Here is a 25308-nt window from a genome sequence, read left to right as displayed (position 1 = left end):
TTTTCCGCTCTTTTTAACTTATTTAATACTTTTCAACCACTCCTGCAGCCCCTCAATCTTCCTCCACAAATGCAAATGCATGTCGGCATATACAATCGCTTCATTTTCATCTCCAAACCCGAAAAATTCTGGAGTGTAGGCCGGAAGACGTTTTCGTCCCGTTAGATAGGCAATGACATGTTTGTTCTCTTTTTTCGCAGCCTTCAAGAGCTTAGCTGCATTTGCTGTAAAACCATTATCGTGCAGTTCGAGCAACAGCTTATTGTAATAATATTGGGCAGATTCCTCTTCGTATTGTTCAAGCAAAGCCCTTGCCTTATTCATTTCACCCAAATCGATATAGGCTACAAACAAAGAGTAACGAACACCTTGATTATCCATAGGATTTAACTCGAGCAATTCTTCATACTGCTTGGCTGCCTCAGGTATTTTTTCTAATAGAGATAGGGACTCTGCATAATGGAGTTTTGCCCGCATAAACGGTCTTGTTTCGACTAGCCCCCAGAAGTAGCCGGAGTTTTCTTTGAAAAAGGCTTTGCCTAGTTCTCTCTCTCCGGCTTGAATTCCTTTTTCAAAGAGAAGAATTGCTTCTTCAAGGCTCTTTGTTTTTTCTGCGAGAATGACATAGGCATCGGCACAATTTGGATTAAGCTTTAGTGCTTCTTCAGCTAGTTTATACCGATGTTTTCCTTCTGTCTGCATGGCATCGTAGATCATATTTCTAGCTCGTTCTTGAGCGCTTCTCGATATCTTTCGCGAAGTGCTTTTTCCTTTTTTAGCTGCCTTTTCAGCACTTGGCAATGTCTGCACATTTGAGTCAACCACATTTATACTCCGGCTTTTAGGGAACTCAATCACGGTTGCTTCCTCAAAGGGCGGATCTTCGTCGGCATCGAATACGAACCCCATCAGCTCAGTAATTTCCGATGATAGTGCAGATTCCAGCTCTGAATAAATTGAGCTGATACCTCCCGGGGAAACTTCATAAAGTTCAGCTAATTCCTTTTGGGTAAACACTTTTTCCATAGGAGCGATGGTAGAAAGTAAATAATGAAGGGCAGCTACATAAAGGTACGGATTTTGGATGCGCTTTTGTTTTTTTAGGCAAAAATTCAGCCAAAGAATAACGCCTGTATCGACAATCGGAGTCGGCACTCCAAAGGCATCAAGTCTATTTTTGAAAATATCCGCAACTTCTTTATAAATCGGTGCTGGCCATTCCATTTCGTCAATATCAAGCAAGCCGCCAATCATCGGAAGTTCACTCAAAACCTCCATGAAAAAATCAGTCAGGTAATCTTGTGGTGAATCATAATCTGCGCCGTTGCTGCCATCTTTAATATATTGGAAGGCATGTTCGGGCTCTATGTCCGGCAAATCAAATGGAGATGGGAAAAAGACATAGTCTTGTTCGTAGGGCACCAAGAGTCCAACAAAGAAGGAGCCTTCCTCAATGGTAACCGGCATGCCTGTAACGACCGCATCCATTTGTTCGCCGGTAAACCCGTCTTCAATGGTCATTTTGTTATTTTCCAGGGTAATGACCTGTCCGGCAATGGTTCTGGCATTCGTCCAGGTTTGTAAAATTTGCTTCAGTTTTGGACGCTTTATTTTGCCAGTTTCCGAAGCAATAAATTTCTTAATTATTGTATCTCCATCTTCTAATTCTTCAAAAAGCGAAAACCAAATGGTATGGATCAATTCATAAAAATGCAATTCCTGTTCATTATCAATGTCAGTGAAAGTCCCGAAGGCTTCAAAATCCTCTTGGATGTCATGTCCATAGTGATATACAGCAAAATGAATCAGCTGCTTTTGCAGGTCATCAATTTCCCCTTCAAGGATTTCCGAGATAGAAATAGCTTCATTTGCACCGCAGCACTTTTTATACTTTTTCCCGCTGCCGCAAGGGCAAGGATCATTCCGGTTTATTTTCTCCAACTCACTTCGCTCCTTTATCTCCCGATTTTTGAGAATATTTATGTATAAAACTTATAGAAATTATGTGCATTTTGTCCAGTTTGTTCTTATTTTAATAGTACCATTTTTGACAGGATGATAAATGAAATATACGAAGTATTTTTTTAACAAGCGGTCAAGTTTTGAATTTTATACGGCAATCACGCTATAATGGATAAGAACTGAGCGATGCCTTCAGAATAAGCTAAAATACAGGATATGATTTTTATTTTTATAGAGGTGACGAAAATGGAATTAGCAGAAATTCGTAATGAACTGGAAAAAACAGCTAAGATATTAGCGGACTTTAGGGGGTCTCTTTGACCTTGAAAATAAAGAGGCCAGAATCGCAGAGCTAGAGGATGCTATGCTTCATCCTGATTTTTGGAATGATCAGCAGGCTGCACAAACGGTTATCAGTGAAGCTAACGGTTTAAAAGAACAGGTGAATGAGTTCAATGAATTGAATGACTCATTAGAAAACTTGGAACTGACCTATGAGCTGGTCAAAGAAGAGAATGATGCCGAACTGCGTGCAGAGCTGGAAGATGAGCTTCTGCAGTTAACCGGACGCTTAAATCAATTTGAACTGCAGCTTCTTTTAAGTGAAGAGTATGACAAAAATAATGCGATTTTAGAGCTTCATCCTGGAGCCGGTGGAACAGAATCACAGGACTGGGGATCAATGCTATTAAGGATGTATACACGCTGGGCCGAAAAGAAGGGCTTTAAGGTGGAGACATTGGATTACCTCCCCGGCGATGAAGCGGGGATAAAAAGTGTGACTTTGTCGATTAAAGGTCATAATGCTTATGGCTATTTAAAAGCAGAGAAAGGGGTTCACCGGCTTGTGCGGATTTCTCCGTTTGATGCCTCAGGCCGTCGCCATACTTCTTTTGTCTCCTGTGAAGTGATGCCTGAATTGAATGATGATATTCAAATCGAAGTCCGGACAGAGGATTTAAAAATTGATACGTATCGTGCGACCGGTGCGGGCGGACAGCATATCAATACGACGGATTCAGCGGTGCGGATTACTCACCTTCCAACTGGTGTGGTCGTGCAGTGCCAGTCAGAGCGCTCGCAAATTAAAAACCGTGAAGCTGCCATGAAAATGCTAAAAGCCAAGCTCTATCAACGGGAAATTGAGCGACAGGAACAAGAGCTATTGGAAATTCGCGGTGAACAAAAGGAAATCGGCTGGGGAAGTCAAATACGATCTTATGTCTTCCATCCTTATTCAATGGTAAAGGATCACCGAACCAGTACGGAAAGTGGTAACGTTCAGGCTGTAATGGACGGGGAATTAGATCAGTTTATAAACGCATATTTGCGTTCGAGAATTTCATAACAAATGTTAAGGCCTTTGTCGATAGGTTCGGCAAAGGCTATTTTTCCTGAGATTTTTGCCGATCTTGGAGAAACTTGAGGGAGTTTTTGAAGTCTTCTAAGGGGTTTATTCTAAATTACATCCAATTACCGCGCCTCATCTCTTCCGATACTAGCTCGAACATCTTATCATGTTCCTCTAATTTATTTTCAATGTGTCTAAAATGACTTCTAAACTCAGAGGCATTGTTTTCCACTGTGTTCTTTAGAGATTGAATACTCTTATCAACGTTATCTAACCTTTGATTGATTCCCAAAATTTGCTGATCCATGCCATCGAGCCGCTTGTGCACACTCATAAATTGCTGATCGATGCTATCTAGCCGCTTGTTCACGCTCATAAATTGCTGATCCATGCCGTCCAAACGCTTATCAATAGTGTCAAATCGGTTGTCGATTTTTTCAAACTGCCGGTTCATTTGTTCCATCATTTGTTTTAACAAGTGCTCCATCCTTACTCACCTCCTTCTTACAAATTATAGCATATTAAAAATTTAACCCGACAAAAATTCCCTTATGGAAAGCTTTATTAAAATCACAATTTTGGCAAATGCTAATGATAATTTTAATCCTTTATCGCGGTAGCCCAATGCCATTTACAGCCTAATTGGGTCGTGCTATACTCACTCTCGGTTAGTGAAATGATGAATTTTAGAGGAGAAAGCAATCATGAATATTTTAAGCAATATTACCGATACATATCCGAAAACGAGAGTGGCAATTGATTATGTATTTGTCTTAATCGGCTCTGCAATCATTGCGGTTGCCTTTAATTTGTTCCTGCTGCCAAACCAAATCGCCTCTGGGGGTGTAAGCGGCATAAGTACGATTCTGAAAACAGTCTTTGGCTGGGAGCCGGCATATGTACAGTGGGCATTTAATATTCCGCTGTTTATTGCCGGGGTTATTTTATTAGGAAAGCAATTTGGGGTAAAAACCTTAGTTGGAACGATTTTTCTTCCGATGGTTGTATTTGCTACAAAAAATTTAGAACCATGGACACATGACGCGCTGCTTGGAGCTTTGTTTGGCGGAATTGGTGTCGGTCTCGGTCTTGGCATTGTTTTTAGAGGGAAAGCATCGACTGGAGGAACGGATCTAGCCGCCCAGATTATTAATAAATACACAGGATTTACGTTGGGTAGATGTGTGGTCTTGATTGATGGAATTATTGTTCTGAGCGCTGCCATAGTATTCGATATCGAAAAAGGGCTGTATGCTTTAATCGCTCTCTATGTGACAAGTAAAACAATTGACTTGATACAAGTTGGATTTGGCCGGTCGAAAATGGCGATGATCATTACCAATAAGCAGGAGGAAGTACGAGAAGGTATTTTGAAAAAAGTTGACCGGGGAGTGACCAAGCTTTCTGCACATGGGGGATTTACTGATAATGAACGTCCCGTGTTAATGTGTGTGGTCGATCAATCGGAGTTCACAAAATTGAAACAATTGGTTAAAACCCTTGATCCATCTGCATTTGTCGTTGTTATGGATGCTGCAGAGGTGCTAGGTGAGGGTTTCAAACGGGCCTAGTACTAGTTTATACTATTATAGTAATGGAATTTTTTTCTGTAGGGGGAAAAATAATGAAAAAAAAGCTACTAATGCTATTAATGGGGACATCTTTAGTAATGGGACTTGCTGCGTGTGGCGGCGGCTCAGACGATGACAATGGCAAGGATACTGCTTCTGGCGGTGAGGCAGCAAAGATTGTTGATCAAAAATGCTCAGGCTGCCATGGCGGGGATTTAAAAGGGGCAATGGGTCCGGACTTAACTAAGATTGGATCTAAATACTCTAAGGATGAAATTTTAGACATTCTTAAAAATGGTAAGTCAGGCGGAATGCCAGCGAACGTAGTGGAAGGCGATGACGCTGAAACCGTAGCTGCATGGCTTGCAGAAAAAAAATAAAGGATTGAAAAACGTTCTGAAATCGCCAGAGCGTTTTTTTATTTTATCTGAAATGTGCATTTTTCGCGAAATTGTTAAGGTAATCGGCGAAATAAATTCTAATTTCCGCGGAATAAAATTGCAAACCCGCGAAATAAACCAACAATTCCGCGAAATCCCCGAATCCCTATAAAATGAATAGTCCTTCTTGCCTACCGAATAAATATGCAAGCAAAAAAAATCGACAAAACCGTCTAGGTCTTTTTTAAAAAAAGGCATTAATATTAGATATTCATGGCGGATTTTGTATTCTTTGAAAAGAAACTGTAATATTTTTACCGCTTTTTTTGGCGATTTATGATGTTATAATAATATCATGCGCAATTATGCACACATTGTCTTGGATTTTGGCCGTTTTTGAAAATAAAAGAAGAATTTTGTCGAATTTTCTAAAATAATATTAAAACTAGGTGATATAAAATGATAGAACTGCAAGAGGTATATAAAAAGTACCCGAACGGCGTAACGGCCGTTAATGGAATAGATGTCCGGATCAACCAGGGCGAATTTGTTTATGTCGTTGGCCCAAGTGGTGCCGGGAAATCCACCTTCATTAAAATGATGTACCGGGAGGAGGTACCAACCTCAGGAACCATCATGATGAATGGTGTAAACTTAGCAAAATTAAAAATGAATAAGGTGCCGCTTTTCAGACGGAATCTAGGTGTTGTTTTCCAAGACTTCAAGCTGCTTCCTACTCTAACAGTCTATGAAAATGTTGCGTTTGCCTTAGAAGTAATTGAGGCACAGCCGAAATATATTAAAAAACGAGTTATGGAAGTTCTTGACCTTGTGAACTTAAAACATAAGATTAAAATGCTGCCTTCCGAGCTTTCCGGTGGTGAGCAGCAGCGTGTTTCCATCGCTCGCTCTATCGTCAACTCACCGAAAGTGGTTATTGCAGACGAGCCTACTGGAAACCTGGATCCGGATACGTCATGGGAAATTATGAAGATTTTTGAAGAAATCAATGAAAGAGGAACAACAGTTGTGATGGCAACCCATAACAGGGAAATCGTTAATACATTAAGGCATCGCGTGATCGCTATCGAAGGCGGAAAAATCGTACGTGATGAGCAGAAAGGTGATTACGGTTATGAAAATTAGAACAATTGGCCGTCACGCCCGCGAAAGCTTAAAAAGCATTGGCAGAAATGGCTGGATGACCTTTGCATCCGTTAGTGCCGTTACCGTTACATTAATTTTAGTCGGCGTCTTTTTCGTTATTATGATGAATCTTAATAGAGTGGCTGAGACCATTGAAGAGGACGTGCAAATCCGCGTTCACATCGATGTTGCTGCCAACAAACAAGATCAGCAAGCATTAAAAAGTGAGATTGAAAAGATACCTGAAGTAAAAAGTGTCAAATTCTCGCCAAAGGAACAAGAATTAAAAGACTTAGTGCAAAGCCTTGGTGAAGAAGGAAAGGCCTTTAAGCTATTTGAACAGGATAATCCGCTAAACGATGTATTTATCGTAAAAACGAAAAAGCCGACAGATACCATGAAGGTTGCTAAACAAATTGAAAAAGACAATTTCGTGGCAAAAGTAAAATACGGGCAGGGCAAGGTTGAAAAATTATTTAAATTTATCAAGGCAAGCCGAAATGTTGGGGTTGTATTGATTATCGGCTTATTCTTTACTGCGATATTCTTAATCTCTAACACCATTAAAATTACGATTATTGCTAGACGTAGAGAAATTAAGATTATGAGATTAGTAGGGGCTACCAATAATTTCATTCGCTGGCCATTCTTCCTTGAAGGACTGTGGCTTGGAATACTTGGTTCAATATTACCGATCATCCTGATCGCAATTGCCTACTATCGTGCTTATGACTATATCGGACCGAAGCTTCAGGGAACGTTTATCAAAGTTCTGCCATTTGATCCATTCGTCTATCAGGTTTCCGGCATCCTTATTTTAATGGGGGCATTGATAGGAGTATGGGGAAGCGTCATGTCCGTTAGGAAGTTTTTAAAGGTTTAGGCTGTATAAAAGACCATCGTTGATTTTTAGCACTGTTGATTGGAGCGCAAATCAACTACTAATTTTAAAAGACCCAAGGTTTAAAAATCATCAGGGAGGGATCATTACCTAGTCCTTCCTGATTTTTCGCGTTAAAAAACAGACAGATAAAGAACGATTTACCTGTACATAGAGAAATGGGAGGAGAAATCGAGATGAGGAAAACATTTATAACTCTCGCCACCGTTGCCGCAGTGGGGTTTGGAACCATTTTTGCGGGAGTTCCGGCAAAGACAAACGCAGAATCCATCTCTAAATTAAAAGGCGACCAAAATAAAATCCAAGAGCAGCGTTCCGATGTGAAATCAGGAATAAATGCGGCAAATGATAAAATCAGTAACCTGCAAAATCAGCAGGCAGACGTAAAGGACGAAATGAAGCGTCTGGACTATGCCATCACAGACGCAACCAATAAGATTAATAATGAGACAGCTAAAATAGAAAAAACCAAAGTTGAAATTACTAAACTTGAAGAAGAAACAAAGGTTTTAAAGGATCGAATTAAAAAGAGAAATGTACTCTTAAAGGACCGTGCGCGCAGCTATCAGGAAAATGGCGGAATGGTCAACTATCTCGATGTTTTAATGGGCTCCGAAAGCTTTAGTGATTTCATTGACCGTGCCAATGCAGTCGCCACCATCATGCAAGCGGACCGGGATATTTTAAAGCAGCATGAAGCCGATAAAAAGGAACTTGAAACAAAGCAAGCACAAGTGGAAAAAGACCTTGCCAGCCTGCAAACCATGGTGGCAAACTTAGAAGAATTGAACAAGCAGCTGGCTGCTCAAAAGGCGGAAAAAGATAAATTATTAGCCAGTCTAGTCGAGCAGGAACAAGATGAACACGAACATGTAATGGATTTAAAAGAGCAGGAAGAAATCTTGGCAGCACAAGAGGCAGCGGTTCAAAAGGCCATTCAATTAGCACAAGAAGAACAAGCACGGGCAGCAGCACGGGCAGCGGCCAATAAAAACAACTCTTCAAGCTCAAGCTCAAACAGCGGCGGCGGAGCGAGTTCTGGAGCCGTACCAGACAAATCTAGCGGCTATTGGACGCAACCAGCTGTCGGTACATTCACTTCCGGATTCGGCGGACGTGGTTCAGAATTCCATTATGGTGTAGATATTGCCAATCGAACGCAGGTTCCAATTGTGGCTGCGGCAGACGGCGTTGTTATTCGATCCTATCTGTCTAGTAGTTATGGAAACTGTATTTTCGTTTCGCACTCCATTAATGGACAAGTTTATACCACTGTCTATGCCCATATGAGCTCTCGGATGGTTGGTAATGGAGCTGTTGTGAAGAAAGGCCAGCAAATCGGTGTCATGGGTAACACTGGTGATTCTCGTGGACAGCACTTACACTTTGAACTTCATAAAGGTCCGTGGACACAGGATAAGCATAATGCCATCAATCCAGTAGGAATTGTTCCACTGCCATAATAATAAATAGGAGAAGCTTTGATGCTTCTTCTTTTTTTATATTCTTTTTTAATCCGTCATATGGTTCGTCCACATTTCTATTCATAACTCGTCCATATCTTTCATATATGTTAATAATCGGGCAGGAAAATGATGCCTTTATATAAAAATAGATAGGAAATAGGCATTTTAGCTGAGGAGGATCTCAATGAATCGAAAATGGATTGCCCTGTTAATGACGGGTTCGCTTCTCATGGGAGCGGGGGGCACATATGCAGGAATGCAGTTTTTTGAAAATAAACAATCAAGCTCCGCCCTTGAGCAAGCATTATCTCCAAAAAATAAAGCCGTAAATTCTGCAGCGGAAACAGCCGACCTGGGAAAGGTCGAACAAGCCTATGAGTTGATTTCAAATCGATACGTTGAAAAAGTAGACAATGACAAGCTGGTTGAAGGGGCCATTCAAGGGATGCTTTCCGTTTTAAAGGACCCTTATTCGGTTTATATGAATAAGGAGACAGCCCAGCAATTCACCCAATCGTTAGAATCATCTTTTGAAGGAATCGGCGCTGAGGTCGGCATGGTGGATGGCAAAATTGTTATCGTCTCTCCTTTTAAAGACTCCCCAGCTGAAAAAGCAGGCATTAAGCCGAACGATCAAATTCTAAAGGTAGACGGCAAGAGTGTGGAAGGACTTGACCTAAATAAGGCGACATTAAAAATTCGCGGCAAAAAGGGCACCACTGTAAAGCTGGAGATAGCCCGTAATGGATTAAAAGAACCGCTTACTATTGAAGTGAAACGTGATGAAATTCCCCTTGAAACCGTCCACGCTTCTGTTAAAAAGCAAGATGGCAAAAAGGTCGGTTATATTGAAGTGACGTCATTTTCAGAAGATACAGCAGCGGATTTTAAAAAGGATTTAAAGGCTTTGGAGAACGATCATATCAAAGGCCTGATTATCGATGTCCGGGGAAATCCGGGTGGATTTTTGGAGAGCGTCGGTGAAATCTTAAAAGAATTTGTACCGAAGGATAAGCCATATGTGCAAATTCAGGAACGAAACGGTGATAAGAGACGGTATTTCTCTACTATTTCTCAAAAGAAGGATTATCCAGTAATTGTTTTGGTAAACAAGGGCAGTGCATCAGCTTCGGAAATCTTGGCAGGATCCCTTAAGGAGGCCGCTGGTTACCAGTTGGTCGGTGAAACTACCTTTGGCAAAGGAACGGTGCAGCAGGCTGTACCAATGGGGGATGGAAGTAATATTAAATTAACGTTAGCTAAATGGCTGACCCCAGATGGAAATTGGATTCATAAAAAAGGCATTAAACCGGATGTTGCCATCAAGCAGCCAGCCATTTTTGGAACCCATCCGCTTCAGGTTGAGAAGCCGCTTGTGGAGGACATGAACAATGAGCAAGTAAAGAGCGGCCAAGAAATTCTTGACGCCCTTGGATTTGCTCCAGGCCGGACAGACGGATACTTTAGTTCCGAAACAAAAATTGCAGTAAAAGGATTCCAACAGCAATATAATCTGACACCAACAGGAAAAATTGACAGTAAAACTGCTGCTAAACTGGAGGAAATTGCCATTAAAGAAATGAAAAAGGAGAAAAATGACCTCCAGCTTCAGACGGCGTTAAGGTTGATTACAAAATAGGAAACAGGGGCTTTTGGCCTCTGTTTTTTTGTCATTTTTTACTAATATCTAAGTGGATTCGCGGAATAAACTGCTTTTTTTGCAGAATTATCGAGAATTTCCGCGGAAATAGCAGCCGAGTGCGTGGAATTAATCTTAAAATCTGCGGAATTCCGGCAAAAGTCCGCGACAATTAGGGACAGATGCTCGCAAAGACACAAGTAGGCTTGGCGAAATTAGTAAGAAAGACATTTTTTCATTTTTCTAGAAACTAGCAATATGTTTTATGGTTGTTATTTGGTAAAATAATCTTTAAGAGATTTTTTTACTAGAATGCTAGAAATTTAATAGAGGCAGGTGACAGGAATTGGTGCAAATATGGCTTGTAGAGCTTCTTAAAGGGACAGGCAAGTTATTTCTTAATCCTGTTTTATACTATCTCGTTTTCCTTGCAGGGATTTTAGGCGTCATGAGGGTGAAACGTGAAAGGAAAAATTTCCATATTCGGGCATATGATGCTTATTTCGAACTTCGGCAGTTGTTTCCAACTGGCCTTTTAATTGGCCTTGTGCTTTCCATTATTGTAGTCGCGGCAGGGATTGCCGTTCCTTTTGCTGCAATCTTGCTAATCGCTGGTTTTACGTTTTTGTGGTCTCTTACAACAAATGTTCGCTGGGTTTCACCAGCCTATACGGTAGGCTCAGCCTTTTTTGCCATCATTATGTTTGCGGAAAATAACTGGTCCATTCCCCCGTTTACGGATGCTTTCCATTCCATTGGTAATAAGGTGTATCCTTCCATGGTCATTATATTGGGGCTTTTGTTAATCGCGGAAGGGATGATGATTGTTAAAAATGGCATTATGGGGACCTCTCCAAAACTATCTAAAAGCAAGCGGGGGCAAAGCATCGGTGTCCATGAAGTGAAGCGAATCTGGATGCTCCCAATGTTTTTGCTGATTCCAGGTGATGCTCTTCATCTTCCATTCGAATGGTGGCCAGTCTTTCATATCGGTGCGAAGGAATTTTCGCTTATCCTTGTTCCTTTTGCGATTGGCTTTCACCAACAAATTAAAGGAATGCTTCCAAAAGAAGCTGTTGAGCTACATGGCCGGAGAGTCATCTTCCTTGGAAGCCTGGTTACGATCCTTTCCACTGCCGGCTATTGGAGTCCGCTTTTAGCCATTGTGGTTGCTTCGCTTGCTATCATTGGCCGTGAGTCTTTAGCATTACTTGCTTATTTAAAGGATGAAGGGCTGCCATTTTATTTTTCGAAAAAAAATCAAGGCCTGATGATTATCGGGATTATACCGGAATCACCTGCCGATAAAATGGGACTTCAGGCCGGAGAAATCATTGCAAAAGTCAACGGAGTACAGGTACTTGATGAAAAAGTGTTTTACGAAGCCCTGCAAAAGAATCGTGCCCATTGCAAACTCGATGTACTGGATACAAATGGCGAAATTCGCTTCGTTCAGCGTGCTTTATTTGAGGGGGATCACCACGAGCTTGGTATTCTTTTTGTACATGATGAACGTAAGTATGATGAGAAAATTGGATAGAGAAGGGCTGCTTCCGGCAGCTCTTTTTTTTATAGGTAAACCGGTAAAAGTGAAAAAATGATTAGCGTGTAGAGAAAAATAGAGCTTTTCTTAGAATAATTAAGGAAAGTATTATATTTTATATCATTTCCTCTGATTACGGACCTTTTTAAGTAAATTTAATCATTTACATACAAATCATTAAGGAATAAAATTGCTTCAAATCAATTTAATAAATCGGCTTAATCCTGAGGAATCTCAGGAACGGAGGAACCAATTATTTGGGGTTAATTCTGAAATCAGAAGGGATGAGAAACTCTTTCGCCATCCTACCCGTCAGCTAACTTCGTCGGCTAAAGCGAAGGAGGTCAAAGACCGCCTAATTCAGGGGGCTTTTTTTGTTTTGCAGAAAAAGCTTCTTAAGAAAAAATGTGGTCTTTTTATTATGCCTTTTTTTGCTAAGCTGGGCCGCGGCGCTTTATTTATTCCATAAAAAGAAGGGATTTTACCGTGACACATCCATCACAGATCTTAGAAATTATTTTTGCCGCCATCGCTTTAATCGCAATTTGGTTTTCCATCACTAATTTCAGCAGTGTAAAACGAATATTAATTGGCAGGCCGATGCGAACAGCAGAATTAAACGCCCAGCACAATAAATTGCTTTGGTATATTGCGCTTCCTATATTGTCAGCGGATCTGTATTCTTCTGTTTCCTACGGACCCGAATCTGGGATTACCGAACTGATTAATTTAGGATCAGAAGCGAAATGGTATATCATACCGATTACGATTTCGACCATCATCCTTTTGGCCATCCTGATCGTTTCCTATATTATGGGAATCCTTGCCTATCCAAATGGCGGAGGGGCTTACGCGATTGCAAAGGATAACTTTAAGCAACGCTGGATATCTCTAGTGGCATCTAGTTCATTACTGGTGGATTATATCTTAACCGTGGCGGTTTCGGTTTCCGCTGCACTGGAGGCAGTCTCATCCGCCTATCCTGTTGTGGCTCCCTATGAAACAGTCCTTGCTATTTTTTGTGTTTTTATTTTATTAATTGTCAACCTTCGAGGTGTGGCAGAATCCGCTAAAATATTTGCCTGGCCAACCTTGGGATTCATGGGCTGTATGTTGATTTTGATCGGATTTGGTTTTATCGATGAGGTTAATCATGGGTTTGTTCAACCTGCCACACCGCATTTTGGAACTGTTCCTGACGGATTGACGCTCCTGTTATTATTAAAGGCATTTAGTTCCGCATGTTCTGCCCTTACAGGAATCGAGACCATTTCAAATGCGGTTCCAATTTTCAGGGAACCGCAACAAAAAAGTGCAATCAAAACGTATATTGCCTTAGGGACGATTACCTCCGTAACCCTCCTAGGGTTTGCGTATCATTTGTATGTTAGAGGTATTTCTCCTGACCCTCATAATACCATGTTATCGCAATTAACCCAGTATTATTTTGGCCATGGGATTGTCTATCAAATTATCATCTGGTTTACATTTATCGTATTATTACTGGCAGCCAATTCTACCTTTACAGGTTTTTCGCAACTAGCTGCCATCGTAGCAGCCGACGGTTATTTACCGCGTGGACTTACAAATAGGGGAGACAGGCTGGGATATTCAAATGGAATTATTGCTTTGGCTGCAACAGCGAGCCTGCTAATTCTTGCCTTCCACGCTCATACGAACGCTTTAATTCCTTTATACGCAATTGGGGTTTTCTTATCCTTTACCGTAGCCCAATTTGGCTTAGTAAAAAGGTGGAAACGGGTTAAGGGATCACATTGGAAAATTAAATTAGCCATAAATACTGTTGGAGCTAGTATCACAAGTATTGTAGCGGTCATTTTTGCAGTCACAAAATTTACAAGCGGGGCTTGGGTTGTTTTAGTTGTTTTACCTGTGTTTATTCTCGGTTCCATTTATGTGCAGCGACATTATTACGCTGTTGCAGCCGAATTAAGAATAGACCTTAAAACGGAACATCCTGAAACGAACAGAGTCATAACCATCGTACTTGTTTCGGGAATTCATCGAGTGATCCGAAATACATTATCTTTTGCCAAAAGTTTAGACCAGGAGAATTTATTAGCCGTATATGTAGGCTTTGACGATGAGTCGATGAAAAGGATGGAAGCCAAGTGGGAAGAGTGGGGGACACCTTGCCGATTACTTACATTGAAAAGTAAATATCGGTCCATATTAGAACCACTAACAAGGTTAATTCATATTATTGAAGAAAAAGAACAATATAAAGCTCAAATCCATATTGTTATACCTCAATTTATTCCTAAAAAATGGTGGCATAACTTATTGCACAATCAAACAGCATTACTGCTTCGTTTATGGTTAATGAGGCATAAAGATGTTGTCATTTCCACCGTACCTTATCATTTGAAAAAATAACTTATCAATAAGAGGGCAGAATCCATCATCAGTGATTCGGCCCTATATTTTTTTAAATACCCTTAACAGCATATAAAGTAATATTTTACTGGATTCTTTGACTGCGAATCCCGAGTATTGTTATAAGATAAAAATGGTTGACAAAATGGTAAATGTATTATATTATTATTTTGAATTAAAGATATTTAAATTTGAGATGAGATAAATTAAAATATCTTAATTTGAGATTTTCGCTTTTAGGTGGTGCTAATAATGGGATTATTAGATAAATTATTTGGAAAAACATCCGAGGAGGAAAAAACTGTGGAAAAATTAAACATTGGTATTATTTTAGGAAGCACACGCCAAGGCCGTGTAAGTCCACAAGTAGGAGAATGGGTTAAAGGAATTGCTGACAAACGCGGCGATGCTAATTACGAAATCGTCGATATCGCAGATTTCAATTTACCATTCTTAGGCACAACTGACGGTTCTGAACCAGGCATTGCTGCATGGAACCAAAAGCTTGCTGACCTTGATGGTTTTGTATTCATCGTTCAAGAATACAACCATAGCATCACAGGTGCATTAAAAAATGCTCTTGATTTTGCTCGTGAAGCTTGGAATAACAAAGCTGCAGGAATCGTCAGCTATGGATCAACTGGAGGGGCGCGTGCGGCTGAACACTTACGTGGCATCCTAGGAGAATTAAAAGTGGCTGATGTTCGTACACATCCAACATTGTCATTATTCACTGATTTCGTAAACGGAAGTGAATTCAAGCCAGCTGAATTACACCTTACAAATGTGACGGCTATGCTTGACGAAGTCGTTTCTTGGAGCGGCGCATTAAAAACAATCCGATAAAAAACCTTGAGGGGATGATTACATTAATCATCCCCTCTCTTTATTATAATTTCCGGTATTTTTTCATAGATAAGATATTTAAAATGACAAAAATCAATGCGAAAATGACCAAAGCCAAGAGATCACCGCTGATTTCACTAAAACTGAATCCCTTATACATAACGCCCCTTAAAGCGTCCCCGGCATAAAACATGGGGAACAGCTTTGCAATCACCTGCAGCCAATCGGCCATTCCTTCAAGCGGGAATATCCCGGCAAAAAAGATTTGTGGAACAACCGCGATGGGGATAAACTGCATCATTTGAAATTCGGAGGCAGCAAAAGTTGATAACAAGGTTCCTAAAGAAAGAGCGACCAATGCTAACAGCAGATTAATCAAGAGGACATTCCAAATCGATCCGACCAGCACGATATCCAAAACATTAATCGCATAAAAAACGACAATACATGTTTGAATCACCGCAAACATGCCATACCCTGCAAGGTAGGCGGTAACAATTTCTCCCCTGCGAATCGGAGTCGACAATAGCCGTTCCAAGGTTCCGGTCGTCCGCTCGCGCAATAAACCAATTCCTGAAATGATGAATACAAAGAAGAAGACAAAGAATCCAACTAAAATCGGGCTTAACACATCAAAAAAGACCGTATCCTTATTTCCATAAACATAATTTGTTTCCATTTTTGGCGGCATCAAATTGGATAGCGCTGGGTTTTGCTGCAACAGTTTTGCTTGAGCAAGGGCAGCTATCGTTTGATTAACCTTTGCCTGCAAACCTCTAGCTGACGTAGGATCATCATTTTGAAGTGTCAATTTCATTTGTCCTTCTTCCTGAACCAGCAGCCCGTTCAGATCATCATCCACCACTGTATTTTTTGTTACATTCTCATATTCCTTTACCTTTATATCGGCATTCTTTAGAGCTTTTACTAGATTGGTATCCACACCTGATACGCCTAATTTCGGTTCAACTGTATTCCCATTAAATAAAAAGTACATCAAGGTCAAAATCAACAAAGGAGCAACAAACATTAAGGCTAATGTTCGTTTGTCACGAACCATTTGCTTTATGATTCTTTTGATTAGCGCCATCGTTCTCATGATTGTTTCACCCCGGCTTTCCGGAACACTTCATCGAAATCATCCGTACCGTATAATGCCTTTAACTCACTTGGCGTACCGCTTGTTAAAATGCGGCCGTCGCGAACCATGGCGATATAATCACATTTAACCGCCTCATCCATCACGTGGGTGGTCACAATAATAGTTTTTTCATCCTCATTTTTTAAGCGTAATAATTCATTCCAAATCGACAACTTCAATTCGGGATCAATCCCAACGGTAGGCTCATCTAAGATTAAAATTTTCGGATCTTGGATGAGCGCTATCGCCAGGGAAAGCCGACGCTTCATCCCGCCAGAATAAGCAGCCACCCGTTTCTTGAGATCACCCGTCAGGTTGACTAAGTCCGCAGCATAAGCAATTCGCTTCTTCTGCTCTTCTTTATTAAGCTTATATAAAGAAGCAAAAAATTTAAGATTTTCCTCCCCAGTAAGCTCTACATACAAGGCATCGGATTGCGCCATGTAACCAATTTCCTGAAGAAGGGCAAGATTTGGCATCCGTACATCTAATACATGAATCGATCCGGCATCCGCTTTTTCCATGCCAACGATCATTTTAACTAATGTGGTTTTCCCTGCCCCCGATGGACCGATTAGACCGTATAATTGCCCCTTCTCAATCGTCAAATTGACGTCATTTAAAACGGGCTTTTTTCCGAAGCTCTTGCTAACCTGCTCCACTTTAATGGTTGAATCCATCAAAAACCGCCTCCTAATCAAACACTGTAATGAACACTGTGTTGACCATCTATACCTTAATATTAAAATGCCATGTGTGGAATTACAATGAACAATAATGAGGAAAGTGTTCATTGTTACTGGTTAGATTCGAAAAGATGGCGATTACCTTATTTTTTTAGCCCTGCCACATGTCCCGGCCCATAAAGGGTCATTTTTGTTAAAATTAAGGTCATTTCCCTGGGTGATTTTTCCATTCCGCTTTGCAGCCAATGCTGAATGACTCCAAGGTGGGCGGAACTGACATAGGAAATCAAATAATCGACTGGAACGAGCATTTCTTCGATTTTTAGATCTTCCGCTATTTTTTGAAAAAAGGTTTTTTTAATTAATTCCTTCATTTTCCCCTGAAAGGCGGCGTCCCCCTTTGGCCCTAAAATGACCTTCATGAAACTCGCATTTTCTTGGAAGTATTCAAAAAGCTTCAAGATGATGGGAAAAGGTTCGTCTTGACTGGTAAAGCTTACCGCCTCTTTTGGCTTGATGTTATTTACTAGCTGCCTAATTCCTGAAATAATCTCTTCTTCACTTTGCTCTAGGAGATCGTATTTATCCCGGTAATGCAAATAAAAGGTGCCGCGGTTAATACTCGCCTTTTCCGTTAAATCGCGTACCGTAATCCCTTCAAAGCCTTTTTCCTCCATTAACTCAGTGAGAGCATCACGAATCATTCGTTTGGTGCGGATGACTCGTCTATCTGCTACTTTATCGGACATTTTTTAGCCCTCCAGAAAATTTTTTTTGAAAATCAACATGCTATTCATTTCTGTTAATTACTCGACATTGCGACCAATATTGTTTATTGCTATACCTGATAGACCCATTATAATTAACAGTGTGAACAATAATCAACAGCTTGTTTAATAAAGGAGGAGTACTCAATTATGAATTTGTTTAAAAATAAATTGGCCATTTTATCGCCTGTTATTGTTTTAATCGTGGTGCTTATATTTGGCCTAACACTTGTGCCATCGGTAAAGCCCACTCCGAAAAACGTACCAATTGCCTTTGTCAACGAGGACCAAGGCGTAGAAATTCCGAATCAGGGCCATTTGAATATGGGAAAAACGATTACTGAAATGATTCAGGCAAAAACTGAAAAAGATTCGCCCATTAAGTTTATTTTTATAAAAAGCAATGAGGAAGCAAAGAAGGGATTAAACAACCGTGAGTATTACGGAGCGCTCGTCATTCCTAAGGATTTCTCACAGAAACAAGCATCCTTAATGGGCCCTTCACCAACTTCACCGGAAATGAAGATATTGGTCAATCAAGGGATGAACACGATTGCATCGACGATGGTAAGCAATGTGTTAAACGGAATGGTCGACAATATCAATAATAATGTCCGAACTCAGTTACTTGCGGGTTTTGAAAAACAAGGTGGTACTGTGACCACGAAACAAGCCGCAGCGTTAGTATCACCGATTACAAAGAAAGTAACGAATGTCAATGAAGTAGGGACGGCGAGCATGAATGGTAATGCTCCAGTCTCCTTATTCCAGCCGCTCTGGATGGCAAGTATCGCAGGGGCTGCTATCCTTTTTCTAATGGTAAGTAAATTACCTTTTGCAAATCGGAAGGAAAAACTCGCTGCCCTCGTTGCTCAAATACTGATGGGGGCAGTTATTGCCCTTGTTGCCGGCTTTGGATTAACGTGGATGGCGGATAAAATCGGTGTTGATATTCCTCAATTCGGTGATATTGCATTATTCTTATCACTCACTTGTTTCAGCTTTTTCTTAATGATATCAGCTGTTCTATCATGGACGGGTATTAAGGGGATTCCAATCTTTGTTCTGATTCTATTCTTCGGCGGACCGCTGCTAGCGATGGCTCCGGAATTTATGCCTTCGTTTTATCGTGACTGGATCCATTCGTGGCTCCCAATGCGCTTCATGGTCGACGGACTTCGTGAATTATTCTTCTTTAGCAAAGGTATAAGCTGGAACCACCCGACTTCTGTTTTAGTATGGATTGGGTTGGTAAGTATGATGGTTATTTTTACTTCAGTTGCAAAGCCAGGAGTTAAAATGGGAACCGAAACACAAATTGACCTCAATTCCTGAAATAAAAAATCTTCAGGATTAGAATAGAAAAGCCCCAGTGGCTCTTTTTTAATAAGGTTAGTACATTTAAAATGAAAACTGGAATTTTTTGTGCATATTTGAAATTTCTACGGCTAATCCTAAAGTGGGAAAATTCTTATCCATGGAAGGTGATTTAGCCATGATAATTAGCTTATTGAATGGTTTCGAGGTTCAAAATCCCGGGATTTTTAATATCGAAGGTGCTGCGGCCATCTTATTTTATTTTACGGTCTACGCACTATTAGGCTGGCTGCTGGAGAACAGTTATAACTTTCTAACAAAAAAACGCTTTTTAAAAGAGAACTTTTTATATGGGCCATTTAAACCCATGTATGGGTTAGCACCTGTGCTATTAGTTTATTTAATTCGGCCAGAAACACATTGGGGAGTTGCCCTGCTGCTATGCTTTGTTATTCCAACCTTAGTAGAGTACTTGACCGGTGCGCTGCTGTTGAAATTCTTCAAGCGGCAGTGGTGGGATTACTCCGATACCCCGCTCCAGCTCCATGGCCATATTTGTCTGCCTTTCTCGGTCTGCTGGGTAGTGCTGTCGTTTCTTTGCTTAAAAGGGATTCATCCCTTGGTTGTCACTGTATATGGAATCTTTGAACCCTATTGGGCTTGGATTTGGGGCGCAGTGGGCCTCTACTTCCTTGCCGATCTCGCATTATCGATAAGACGGCATTCCTTGCAAGAATTTGATAGAGTGTCTGACACCCTGAAAACTCCTTCTGATTAAATAGAGGGAGTTTTTTAATGTTTGATTAAAATTCAATGAAAAAATGAAATATAAGAGAAAAAAGTGCTAAATTGTAGGGGAGCAATTTACAGGTCATTTCGAAAAAAGAAGGGATTCTATGAAACAGCGCATTTTGGTTGTAGAGGATGAAAAGCAAATCGCTAAGATCTTAAAGCTCGAACTCGAGTATGAAGGGTATGAGGTCGTCGTTGCCTATGATGGAAAGGCAGGCTTGCAGGCGGCCCAGAATGATAAACTAGATTTGATCTTACTGGATGTCATGCTGCCAGAACTGAATGGCATAGAGGTCCTAAGAAGAATTCGGAAAGAAAATACCATGCTTCCGGTCATTTTATTAACCGCCAGAAACATGACGATGGATAAAGTTGCAGGGCTCGATCAAGGAGCGAACGATTATATTACAAAACCCTTTGAAATCGAGGAATTACTGGCAAGAGTTCGGTCATGCCTAAGGCAGAATTCCCTTGCTGCTAAAGCTGCACAGCCGGAAAATCCCCTTTTATCCTTTAAGGATTTAACCGTCAATCTTGATACGAGAGAGGTAACACGGGGCGAAACTTCTATTACTTTAACACCAAAGGAATTCGATTTACTCGTCTATTTATTGTCAAATAAAAATAGAGTCGTCACAAGGGAAAATATCTTAGTTAATGTATGGGAATACGAATACGAAGGAGAAACCAATGTCATTGATGTGTTTATCAGACATTTAAGAAAAAAAATAGAGGAAGGCTTTTCGGATCCAACGATTATTCAGACTGTTAGAGGAATAGGGTACACCGTAAGGGAGAATTAACAAAATGAAGATTACAACGAAAATTAATTTGATGACGACCGCATGGATCCTCTGTGTCCTACTAGCAGTAAATGCGATTGTCTTTTTTTCTTTTATGAAAATAACAGTCAATATGGAGAACAATGAACTGCTTCAAAAAGCAAATAATTTGTTAAAGGAAATGGAAATAGGTGAATACCCTTCCGAGTTGAAGAGTATCTTCACCCCTTATTTAACCAACCATTCTTTTATTAGAACGATAAAGCCCGATTCCCAAATTGCCTATCAGGCAACAAATGATAAGTTCTTGGCCAGAAAAATAAAACCGAAATTCGTCAGCAAAAAGGAGACGGAACGAAGGACGATAAGACGAAACGATAAGGAGGAACAAATCTTAATTGTCAGGGTGCCAATACCATCTGGAAGAGGAACACTTGAAGTCGGAGAAAAATTATCAGGACTAGAATTAGCGAAAGACGTCCTCCTATCGATTTTAGGTTTTTGTACGTTTTTAGGTGCGCTTTTAGCGCTGCTTGGCGGCAGATGGCTTTCGAATCTGATTATGAGACCGATCTCCAATATGATTAATACGATGGAAGATATTGAACAAAGCGGGATTCCCAAAAAAATCGTCATCCAGCATGAAACGAAGGATGAGCTGCAAAAAATGGCCGTCACGTTCAATCGAATGATAGGAAGATTAGAGGACAATCTTGAAAAACAAAGGCAATTCATTTCAGATGCCTCACATGAACTTAAAACCCCGCTGACCGTGATCAAAAGCTATGCCGATTTATTGTTGAGACGTGGATTGCAAAATGAAGAGGTTGCCCGTGATGCCATTGAATCAATCCATTCGGAAGCAACAAGGATTCAAAAAATGACGGAAAGATTCCTCGATTTAGCCGATACTGAGTCAGGCAATCTTTTAGAAATGAAAGAAATCAATTTAGTCCATTTTTGTGGGAATATTCTCAAACAAATTGCAAGTGCATATAAGCGCGAAATTGACCTTCATTACCAGGATAATGCCATTTCCACCACTGCGGATGAACTCAAGCTGAAACAGGCGATTATTATTTTAATAGATAATGCTATCAAATACAGTACAGATAAAATAGATGTTTATCTAACAGAAACCGATCAATTTACCTTGATTAAGGTGAAGGATTATGGGATTGGGATACCGGAGTATGAAATGGATAATATCTTCGAACGGTTTTACCGGGTGGACAAGGCCCGGAGTCGTGAGACTGGTGGAACAGGACTTGGCCTTGCGATTGCCAAAAATATCATGAAACAGCATCACGGGGAAATTAAAGTGAAAAGTTCCGAAGGTATGGGAACAGAAGTTGAATTGATTTTGCCGAAATCTTAATTCATTTTTAATAAAACCTTAAGTCAAAATTCAGCTTGTGGCTTTATAGTTAGATTCGTGCCAATTAAAGGAGGTCACAATCATGTTTCATTTTGACTATGAAGCCTTTCAATTCATAAATCATCTCGCGGTAAGTGAGCGAGTTTTAAATCCATTCATGATGTTTTTAGCGGAAAAAGCAGAGTATTTATTCTTTGCCGGAATCATTTTTTATTGGTTTTTCCCTCGGAATCGAACACAAAATCGAAGAATGGTGGCAGAAGCCATTGTGGCCGCATGTGTTGCCTTGGGGATGAACGTACTGATTGGTCACTTTTTTTACCGGGACCGTCCTTTTGTCAGTCATCATGTAAACTGGCTGATTCCCCATGTGAAAAATGCCTCGTTTCCTAGCGACCATGCCACGGCGTCCTTCGTGATTGCGACTGCTGTCTGGATTTGGCGAAAAAGAGATGGCTGGCTGTGGCTGATTTTATCATCAGGTATTGCCTTATCCCGGGTGTGGACAGGGGTCCATTATCCTCTGGATGTAACAGGTGGCATGATCATTGGAGCCAGCACAGCGTTTGCAGTCCATAACCTATTGCGTCGTATTAAGAAACTAAACAGAGTTATGAATTTACTAATTGAATTCTATGAGAAAATAGAAAACAGTCTATGGACAAAAAAGAAGGCCAATTGATGGTCTTCTTTTTTTGTTAATTACATAAATATTGGAAAAGATAAACAAAGAGCCGCAAAAGGGGGACTTTTTATTTACAAAAAACAAGAACAAAGGCTAAGTCTACTGGCTTTTATTTTCGCTGCTATTTTGGGCCTATCCATAATAGGAAGGATTTTTTCAGGCTAAGAAAGGAAATTGTGAAATGGGAAATGAAGACTCAGTTCTATTAAGCCGAATACTCACAGAATTAACGTTATCCTTTCATATTATCTACGCAACCATTGGAGTCGGAATCCCGCTAATGATTATGATTGCTCAATGGGTCGGGATAAAAAAACAGGATGAACATTACATATTATTAGCAAGACGATGGACGCGCGGTTTTGTTATTTCCGTAGCTGTTGGAGTTGTAACTGGAACCGCGATTGGGCTCCAGCTTTCCCTATTGTGGCCGCATTTTATGGAGCTGGCGGGCAACGTCATCGCCCTGCCTTTATTTATGGAAACCTTTGCGTTTTTCTTTGAAGCCATCTTCTTAGGCATTTATATCTATACATGGGACCGGTTTGAGAATCAGAAAAAGCATCTCTTGCTGTTGATTCCTGTTGCCATCGGGGCATCTTTTTCCGCCGTTTTTATTACCATTGTCAATGCCTTTATGAATGCACCACAGGGGTTTGATATCGTGGGCGGACAGCTTGTCAATGTCAGCCCAATCGTTGCGATGTTCAATCCTGCGATGCCGACAAAGGTTGCACATGTGCTGGTAACAGCCTATATGACCTCGGCGTTCGTGCTTGCTTCTATCGGCGCCTCCCGTCTGCTGAAAGGTTCCGATCATTTGTACCATAAAAAAGCGTTATTTTTAACCTTAAAACTTGGGTTTGTTTTTTCAGTAGCATCCGCTTTAATTGGCGATTTTTCTGGAAAATATTTAGCAGAGTATCAGCCTGAAAAATTAGCCGCTGCCGAATGGCACTTTGAAACGGAGGAGGGAGCCCCGCTTATTTTGTTTGGAGTCCTTGATAATGGCAAAGTAAAATATGCGATAAAAGTGCCATATGCACTCAGTATTTTAGCTAGAGATCTTCCGAAGGCAGAAGTGATTGGCCTGGATCAGTTTCCTAAAGATGAGGTGCCGCCGCTTTATATTCATTATTTGTTTGATGCTATGGTGACGATTGGAATGGTGCTGACTGGTTTATCATTGATCTATTTACTGGGGACTTGGCTTAGGTGGCAGTTTATTTTTTCGAAATGGTTCCGCTGGCTCCTTATACTTGGCGGTCCGCTTTCAGTTCTGGCGATTGAAACGGGCTGGTGGCTTGATGAAGTGGGGCGGCAGCCATGGATTTTGCGTGGGATTATGCGGACAAAAGAGGCGGCAACCTCAAGTGGTCAGGTCGATCTCATGCTGCTATTGTTTGCTGGACTATATTTGATATTGGGAATTGGCAGCGTAGTCGTATTGCTAAGGATGTTCCGCAAAAATACGGTAGAACAGGAATTGGCTGATCGAGCTTCCTTGAAGGCAGGTGAGCAGGTATGACGCTTGAAATTCTTGGAATCACCGTGTTGGGGATGTTTCTCTTTGGTTATATTATCGTGGCTTCGATTGATTTTGGCGCAGGCTTTTTTAACGCCTTTAGTACGGTCACAGGCAAGCAGCATATTTTGACCAAGGTCATCCAGCGTTATTTATCACCAGTTTGGGAAGTGACCAATGTTTTTTTAGTGTTTTTCTTTGTCGGGATTGTCGGTTTTTTTCCAAAAACAGCTTTCTATTACGGTTCAACCTTGTTGGTGCCAGCCAGCATTGCGATCGTTCTGCTGGCGATTCGCGGCTCGTATTATGCGTTTTCCACCTACGGGGGACTCAAACATAAAAGGTACACCATTTTGTATGGCCTGACCGGATTATTTATTCCCGCCTCTTTATCGATTGTTTTGACGATCTCCGAGGGCGGCTTTGTAAGAATGGAGGAAGCGCGGCCGGTCCTTGATTATTGGAGCTTGTTCACGAGCCCATTATCATGGAGTATTGTGGTGCTCAGCCTGACAGCCGTTTTGTATATTTCAGCGGTATTTTTGACATGGTATGCCCATAAGGCCAAGGACGGGGAGGCCACAAACCTGCTGCGGAAATATGCGTTAATCTGGGCGGGACCCGCGATTATTACCGCCGCGGGGATTATCGTGGAAATGCGGACTCATAATCCTGAACATTATAAGGGATTGATCAGCCTATGGTGGCTTTTCGCTCTCTCTGTTATTTTCTTCGCCGGTTCGGTTTATTTCATTTGGAAACGGCAGGCCTATGGATTAGCCTTCTGGTTAATGGTCGGTCAATTTACTTCCGCATTTTTAGCCTATGGGATGTCACATTATCCTTATTTAATGTATCCGTATTTGACCATTTATGACAGCTTCACAAATGAATCGATGGCGATTGCCTTAGTTATAGCATTTGTTGCTGGATTGGGATTACTTTTGCCGTCGTTGTACCTGCTTTTGAAACTGTTTTTGTTTAACAAAGAGTATGTACAAGGGAAACGGGATGATCATGCGTGAGGAGAGTT

22 protein-coding genes and 1 riboswitch are annotated in these 25308 nt (G+C 40.9%); of the genes, 17 read left to right on the top strand and 5 right to left on the bottom strand.

Annotated features, from left to right (window positions below; genetic code table 11):
• Positions 1–18: 18 nt before the first annotated feature.
• The gene (locus LC455_RS15755; protein ID WP_223592167.1) at positions 19–1941 is read right to left on the bottom strand and encodes an SEC-C metal-binding domain-containing protein; all 1923 of its coding nucleotides are present in this window, start codon (positions 1939–1941) and stop codon (positions 19–21) included.
• Between the two features lie 267 nt (positions 1942–2208).
• On the opposite strand from LC455_RS15755, the gene prfB reads away from it, so the two are divergent.
• Positions 2209–3310, top strand: a protein-coding gene (gene prfB, locus LC455_RS15750) for a peptide chain release factor 2 (protein ID WP_223592166.1) whose coding sequence is annotated in 2 segments (ribosomal slippage) — positions 2209–2280 and positions 2282–3310 — 1101 coding nt in all. Because the reading frame shifts where the segments join, the coding sequence is not laid out codon by codon here.
• Between the two features lie 115 nt (positions 3311–3425).
• On the opposite strand, the gene LC455_RS15745 is transcribed toward prfB, so the two are convergent.
• A complete protein-coding gene (locus tag LC455_RS15745) occupies positions 3426–3800 on the bottom strand; it encodes a hypothetical protein (protein WP_223592165.1) in 375 nt (124 codons plus the stop codon).
• 217 nt (positions 3801–4017) lie between these two features.
• Between LC455_RS15745 and LC455_RS15740 the strand changes: the two genes are divergently transcribed.
• From LC455_RS15740 to LC455_RS15700, 9 genes are all read left to right on the top strand, one after another.
• Positions 4018–4884: a YitT family protein gene (locus tag LC455_RS15740; protein ID WP_223592164.1), complete on the top strand. Its 867-nt coding sequence runs from the start codon at positions 4018–4020 to the stop codon at positions 4882–4884.
• 53 nt (positions 4885–4937) lie between these two features.
• The gene (gene cccB / locus LC455_RS15735; protein ID WP_223592163.1) at positions 4938–5264 is read left to right on the top strand and encodes a cytochrome c551; all 327 of its coding nucleotides are present in this window, start codon (positions 4938–4940) and stop codon (positions 5262–5264) included.
• A gap of 459 nt (positions 5265–5723) precedes the next feature.
• Positions 5724–6410, top strand: a complete 687-nt coding sequence (ftsE, locus tag LC455_RS15730) for a cell division ATP-binding protein FtsE (protein ID WP_223592162.1) — start codon at positions 5724–5726, stop codon at positions 6408–6410.
• Positions 6400–7293 (top strand): permease-like cell division protein FtsX, encoded by an 894-nt coding sequence (gene ftsX, locus LC455_RS15725; RefSeq protein WP_223592160.1) that lies wholly within the window; start codon positions 6400–6402, stop codon positions 7291–7293. The genes ftsE and ftsX overlap by 11 nt, the downstream gene beginning before the upstream one ends.
• Before the next feature lie 194 nt (positions 7294–7487).
• Complete coding sequence (locus LC455_RS15720) at positions 7488–8774, top strand: murein hydrolase activator EnvC family protein (protein ID WP_223592158.1); 1287 nt, start codon at positions 7488–7490, stop codon at positions 8772–8774.
• Positions 8775–8961: 187 nt separating this feature from the next.
• Entirely contained in the window at positions 8962–10416 is a 1455-nt protein-coding gene (locus tag LC455_RS15715) for a S41 family peptidase (RefSeq protein WP_223592157.1), read from the top strand.
• Positions 10417–10762: 346 nt separating this feature from the next.
• Positions 10763–11956, top strand: coding sequence for a PDZ domain-containing protein (locus LC455_RS15710; RefSeq protein ID WP_223592156.1), 1194 nt, complete (start codon positions 10763–10765; stop codon positions 11954–11956).
• Positions 11957–12164: 208 nt separating this feature from the next.
• Positions 12165–12305: riboswitch (cyclic di-AMP (ydaO/yuaA leader) on the top strand.
• Positions 12306–12445: 140 nt separating this feature from the next.
• Positions 12446–14356, top strand: coding sequence for an APC family permease (locus tag LC455_RS15705; protein WP_223592155.1), 1911 nt, complete (start codon positions 12446–12448; stop codon positions 14354–14356).
• A 252-nt stretch (positions 14357–14608) separates the two neighbouring features.
• Complete coding sequence (locus LC455_RS15700; RefSeq protein WP_223592154.1) at positions 14609–15202, top strand: NADPH-dependent FMN reductase; 594 nt, start codon at positions 14609–14611, stop codon at positions 15200–15202.
• 43 nt (positions 15203–15245) lie between these two features.
• On the opposite strand, the gene LC455_RS15695 is transcribed toward LC455_RS15700, so the two are convergent.
• The 3 genes from LC455_RS15695 to LC455_RS15685 form a co-directional block, all read right to left on the bottom strand.
• Positions 15246–16301, bottom strand: coding sequence for an ABC transporter permease (locus LC455_RS15695; RefSeq protein ID WP_223592153.1), 1056 nt, complete (start codon positions 16299–16301; stop codon positions 15246–15248).
• A complete protein-coding gene (locus tag LC455_RS15690) occupies positions 16298–17023 on the bottom strand; it encodes an ABC transporter ATP-binding protein (RefSeq protein WP_223592152.1) in 726 nt (241 codons plus the stop codon). Before LC455_RS15690 ends, LC455_RS15695 begins: the two co-directional genes overlap by 4 nt.
• A gap of 149 nt (positions 17024–17172) precedes the next feature.
• Positions 17173–17778, bottom strand: a complete 606-nt coding sequence (locus tag LC455_RS15685; RefSeq protein ID WP_223592151.1) for a TetR/AcrR family transcriptional regulator — start codon at positions 17776–17778, stop codon at positions 17173–17175.
• A 174-nt stretch (positions 17779–17952) separates the two neighbouring features.
• Between LC455_RS15685 and LC455_RS15680 the strand changes: the two genes are divergently transcribed.
• From LC455_RS15680 to LC455_RS15650, 7 genes are all read left to right on the top strand, one after another.
• Positions 17953–19131: a YhgE/Pip domain-containing protein gene (locus LC455_RS15680; protein ID WP_223592271.1), complete on the top strand. Its 1179-nt coding sequence runs from the start codon at positions 17953–17955 to the stop codon at positions 19129–19131.
• A gap of 160 nt (positions 19132–19291) precedes the next feature.
• Complete coding sequence (locus LC455_RS15675; protein WP_223592150.1) at positions 19292–19891, top strand: putative ABC transporter permease; 600 nt, start codon at positions 19292–19294, stop codon at positions 19889–19891.
• Between the two features lie 118 nt (positions 19892–20009).
• Positions 20010–20708, top strand: coding sequence for a response regulator transcription factor (locus LC455_RS15670; protein ID WP_223592148.1), 699 nt, complete (start codon positions 20010–20012; stop codon positions 20706–20708).
• Between the two features lie 4 nt (positions 20709–20712).
• Positions 20713–22065 carry a sensor histidine kinase gene (locus LC455_RS15665; protein ID WP_223592147.1) on the top strand — a complete coding sequence of 451 codons (1353 nt, stop codon included), beginning with the start codon at positions 20713–20715 and terminating at the stop codon, positions 22063–22065.
• Positions 22066–22147: 82 nt separating this feature from the next.
• Positions 22148–22747 carry an undecaprenyl-diphosphatase gene (locus LC455_RS15660; RefSeq protein ID WP_223592145.1) on the top strand — a complete coding sequence of 200 codons (600 nt, stop codon included), beginning with the start codon at positions 22148–22150 and terminating at the stop codon, positions 22745–22747.
• A 184-nt stretch (positions 22748–22931) separates the two neighbouring features.
• Entirely contained in the window at positions 22932–24278 is a 1347-nt protein-coding gene (locus LC455_RS15655) for a cytochrome ubiquinol oxidase subunit I (protein WP_223592144.1), read from the top strand.
• Complete coding sequence (locus LC455_RS15650; protein WP_223592142.1) at positions 24275–25300, top strand: cytochrome d ubiquinol oxidase subunit II; 1026 nt, start codon at positions 24275–24277, stop codon at positions 25298–25300. The genes LC455_RS15655 and LC455_RS15650 overlap by 4 nt, the downstream gene beginning before the upstream one ends.
• The last annotated feature ends 8 nt before the right edge of the window (positions 25301–25308 follow it).

This window comes from Neobacillus bataviensis (assembly GCF_019969725.1).
This window is presented reverse-complemented; position numbering and strand designations above follow the sequence as displayed.

Bases quoted from the DNA above. Each gene is read 5' to 3' on its own strand.
- LC455_RS15745 (WP_223592165.1), bottom strand. From the start codon at position 3,800: ATGGAGCACTTGTTAAAACAAATGATGGAACAAATGAACCGGCAGTTT.
- LC455_RS15720 (WP_223592158.1), top strand. From the start codon at position 7,488: ATGAGGAAAACATTTATAACTCTCGCCACCGTTGCCGCAGTGGGGTTT.
- LC455_RS15665 (WP_223592147.1), top strand. From the start codon at position 20,713: ATGAAGATTACAACGAAAATTAATTTGATGACGACCGCATGGATCCTC.
- LC455_RS15685 (WP_223592151.1), bottom strand. From the start codon at position 17,778: ATGTCCGATAAAGTAGCAGATAGACGAGTCATCCGCACCAAACGAATG.
- LC455_RS15675 (WP_223592150.1), top strand. From the start codon at position 19,292: ATGATAATTAGCTTATTGAATGGTTTCGAGGTTCAAAATCCCGGGATT.
- LC455_RS15740 (WP_223592164.1), top strand. From the start codon at position 4,018: ATGAATATTTTAAGCAATATTACCGATACATATCCGAAAACGAGAGTG.
- cccB (WP_223592163.1), top strand. From the start codon at position 4,938: ATGAAAAAAAAGCTACTAATGCTATTAATGGGGACATCTTTAGTAATG.
- LC455_RS15700 (WP_223592154.1), top strand. From the start codon at position 14,609: ATGGGATTATTAGATAAATTATTTGGAAAAACATCCGAGGAGGAAAAA.
- LC455_RS15655 (WP_223592144.1), top strand. From the start codon at position 22,932: ATGGGAAATGAAGACTCAGTTCTATTAAGCCGAATACTCACAGAATTA.
- LC455_RS15650 (WP_223592142.1), top strand. From the start codon at position 24,275: ATGACGCTTGAAATTCTTGGAATCACCGTGTTGGGGATGTTTCTCTTT.
- ftsX (WP_223592160.1), top strand. From the start codon at position 6,400: ATGAAAATTAGAACAATTGGCCGTCACGCCCGCGAAAGCTTAAAAAGC.
- LC455_RS15715 (WP_223592157.1), top strand. From the start codon at position 8,962: ATGAATCGAAAATGGATTGCCCTGTTAATGACGGGTTCGCTTCTCATG.
- LC455_RS15690 (WP_223592152.1), bottom strand. From the start codon at position 17,023: ATGGATTCAACCATTAAAGTGGAGCAGGTTAGCAAGAGCTTCGGAAAA.
- LC455_RS15660 (WP_223592145.1), top strand. From the start codon at position 22,148: ATGTTTCATTTTGACTATGAAGCCTTTCAATTCATAAATCATCTCGCG.
- ftsE (WP_223592162.1), top strand. From the start codon at position 5,724: ATGATAGAACTGCAAGAGGTATATAAAAAGTACCCGAACGGCGTAACG.
- LC455_RS15670 (WP_223592148.1), top strand. From the start codon at position 20,010: ATGAAACAGCGCATTTTGGTTGTAGAGGATGAAAAGCAAATCGCTAAG.
- LC455_RS15695 (WP_223592153.1), bottom strand. From the start codon at position 16,301: ATGAGAACGATGGCGCTAATCAAAAGAATCATAAAGCAAATGGTTCGT.